Here is a 2,535-nt window from a genome sequence, read left to right as displayed (position 1 = left end):
ATGCGCACCGCCGCCCTGAGGGCCTGGGTGAGGGCGTGCACCTCGGGCTGGTTCTGGCAGTTCGTACCCAGGCGCTTCCAGGTGAAGGCGATGGCGTCGAGTCGGAAGACCTCCACCCCCTTGTTGGCCAGCCACAAAATCAGGTCGAGGTACTCCAGAAACACCTCGGGGTTGCTCCAGTTCACGTCCCACTGCCAGCGGTTGAAGGTGGTCCAGACCCAGCCCCCCAGTTCGTCGTCCCAGGTGAAGTTGCCGGGGGCGAAGTCGGGGAAGACCTCGGGCAGGGTGCGCTCGAAAGCGTCGGGTAGGGTGCGGTCGGGGTAGATGTAGAAGTAGGCGCGGTAGCGGGGGTCGCCCCTTCGGGCGGCCAGGGCCCAGGGGTGCTCGCGGGCCACGTGGTTGAGCACCAAATCCAAACAGAGGCTGATGCCCTCCTGGCGGAGCCGGGTGCAGAGGGCCTCGAGGTCGTCCATGGTCCCCAGGTCAGGGCGCACCTGCCGGTAGTCGGCCACCGCGTAGCCCCCGTCGTTTTCGCCCTCGCGGGGGAGCAAGAGGGGCATCAGGTGCAGGTAGCGGATGCCCAGCTCCTTCAGGTAGGGAATGCGCTCGGCCACCCCCCGCAGGTTCCCCGCGAAGCGCTCGGTGTAGGCGATGTAGCCGCACATCTCGGGTTTTTGGAACCAGTCCGGGGTGTGAATGCGCCGCAGGTCCAGGGCCTGCAAGTCCGGCGGGCGCTCGGCCAGGTTTTTCCCAATCACAAAGGCCACCCGCTCGGCCACCTGGGGGGCCTCCTGGTAGACCGCATGCAGAGCGGCCATCAGGTCGGGCAGGTAGCGCTCAACGCGGGCCCGCAGGTCGGCGCGGTGGTGGGTTTCCAGGTGCAGAACGGCTGGTGCCAGGAGCTCGAGGAAACGCGGCTCGTCCATGCTCGCACCTATTCTATGCCCACTCGTGCCCGGTTCACCCTCAGACAACCGCTGGTTGGCGGGGCCTGGTGTGAAAAAAATGCCTTCCTGCTCGGCGCAAAAGGCAGTTTTTCCGCGAAATTAGGGCGAAATTTTGGCTCTTCTTTCATATCCTGCGGGCAACCCCAGAGGAGGCCCGGCAGCCGCTCTGGGAGGAGGTGAACATGGAAATAGGTTCGGTTCGCAGAAGGGGAAACGTGCTGGATGTGTTTGATGTGCGGGGTCGCATCATCGGCACCATTGGCATCGGCAGCCAGGACGAGCTGCTCCAGTGGACCTCGGATACCGTGGTGGTGCGCCGGGGGCGGCTTATCTACCACTACGACGCTCGAGGCCGCATCAAGGGCATCCGTCCGGGTTCGAGCCGGTAGCCGGAAGCGGCACAAAACCAGGCAAACCACCGATGGAGGTGCCTTCCATGCTTGACCAAGAGGAACCCGTAGCCCGAGATTTCGGCCTGCTGAAGCTGGATCCCCACCGCTTTCATTACGAGGAGAAAAAACACATTGCCGTGCTGCTTTCGGCCTTCATTGAAAACATTTCCAACTGGACGGAATACCACGCCTTCATTCGATCGCTCTACCAGGACTGCCTGAACCTGGGGCTCAGACCCAACGAGATTAAGCAGGTGTTTCAGGAACCTGGGCTGTTGGAATGGGTTCGGAGCGAGCGGGGCAATTCTGCCCGGATGGCCTTGTTTGTAAAAGCCCTTCGCCTGCTGTGCCGCTTGGGCGGCAGCGGAAGTTTTTGCATTCATATCTGGATCGAGCCCCTGATGGATTTTTTCGAGCAGAGGCCCCTCACGCCCGAATTAGAGCCTGTGGTCGAAGGATTGGTGCGGGCGATGCTGCGCGAGCGTCTGGCCTACAACCTGAGCGCGCCGCTGGCCTACATGCTGGAAATGGCCGCCCAGAACCCCCAGGCTGTGATGGGCATGCTCCAGGGAAAACCCACCCTTTCTGCCCTGTTCCGCCCCTTGCAAGCCCCCCGGTTGCTCTCTAGCCCACCCCCTGGGGTGCAGGAAATCCTGAGCCTGGAAGAGACACGCCGGCTGGGCTGGCAGATGGGCCTGTGCCTGGCCAACCCCCGGAGCGCATTGCTCTTTTTCGTGCAGGCCCTGAACGGGAATGGGCGCATGTTCCTGCTAAAGGTGAGGGGCCGGTGCTACCTGGCCTGGATGCGCCTGGGCAGAGACCAGCTCTGGCGGGTTTACGAGGTCAGCGGGGTTCAAAACAAGAAGCCCAGCAAGGGCGCCTTGCGGCTGGCTGTGCAAGTCTGCGAGGCGTTGCAGGCCGTGCAGAACCAGGGCGGAAACCCAGGGCCGTTGCCAGGCACCTGGCCTGCAAAGTATATTTTCTAGAAAGGAGGACAGTACCAAATGGCCAGTATTAAGCTCTCCGACATGATCCCTGCTCTATCAAGGGGGGACTATCAGCTTCCAGATTTTCAGCGTGAACTTGTCTGGAAAAGCTGGCAAATGGAGGATCTTCTGGTGTCAATTTTGCAAGGGTTTTTTTCGGGAACCCTTCTTCTACTGCAAGTAAATCCCACAAAGCCCCCGTTTGCCTTG

Annotated in this window: 4 protein-coding genes; 3 read left to right on the top strand and 1 reads right to left on the bottom strand. The window is 61.7% G+C overall.

Annotation, left to right across the window (positions count from 1 at the left end):
* Positions 1-926: alpha-amylase family glycosyl hydrolase (locus tag NZN28_RS14285; protein WP_295399285.1), on the bottom strand; the 926-nt coding region annotated here is incomplete at its 3' end.
* 203 nt (positions 927-1,129) lie between these two features.
* On the opposite strand from NZN28_RS14285, the gene NZN28_RS14280 reads away from it, so the two are divergent.
* The 3 genes from NZN28_RS14280 to NZN28_RS14685 form a co-directional block, all read left to right on the top strand.
* The gene (locus NZN28_RS14280; protein ID WP_295399283.1) at positions 1,130-1,336 is read left to right on the top strand and encodes a hypothetical protein; all 207 of its coding nucleotides are present in this window, start codon (positions 1,130-1,132) and stop codon (positions 1,334-1,336) included.
* A 47-nt stretch (positions 1,337-1,383) separates the two neighbouring features.
* Positions 1,384-2,325 carry a hypothetical protein gene (locus tag NZN28_RS14275; protein WP_295399282.1) on the top strand — a complete coding sequence of 314 codons (942 nt, stop codon included), beginning with the start codon at positions 1,384-1,386 and terminating at the stop codon, positions 2,323-2,325.
* Positions 2,326-2,343: 18 nt separating this feature from the next.
* A partial coding sequence (locus tag NZN28_RS14685) for a DUF262 domain-containing protein (protein WP_367275845.1) occupies positions 2,344-2,535 on the top strand: 192 nt, incomplete at its 3' end.

Source organism: Meiothermus sp. (genome assembly GCF_025056915.1).
GTDB lineage: Bacteria > Deinococcota > Deinococci > Deinococcales > Thermaceae > Meiothermus.
Note: the sequence above shows the minus strand (reverse complement) of the source record. Positions and strands in the feature narration are given on the sequence as shown.

What these genes read in the sequence shown, in the direction of transcription:
- NZN28_RS14280 (WP_295399283.1), top strand. Translation starts at nt 1,130, where the DNA reads ATGGAAATAGGTTCGGTTCGCAGAAGGGGAAACGTGCTGGATGTGTTT.
- NZN28_RS14275 (WP_295399282.1), top strand. Translation starts at nt 1,384, where the DNA reads ATGCTTGACCAAGAGGAACCCGTAGCCCGAGATTTCGGCCTGCTGAAG.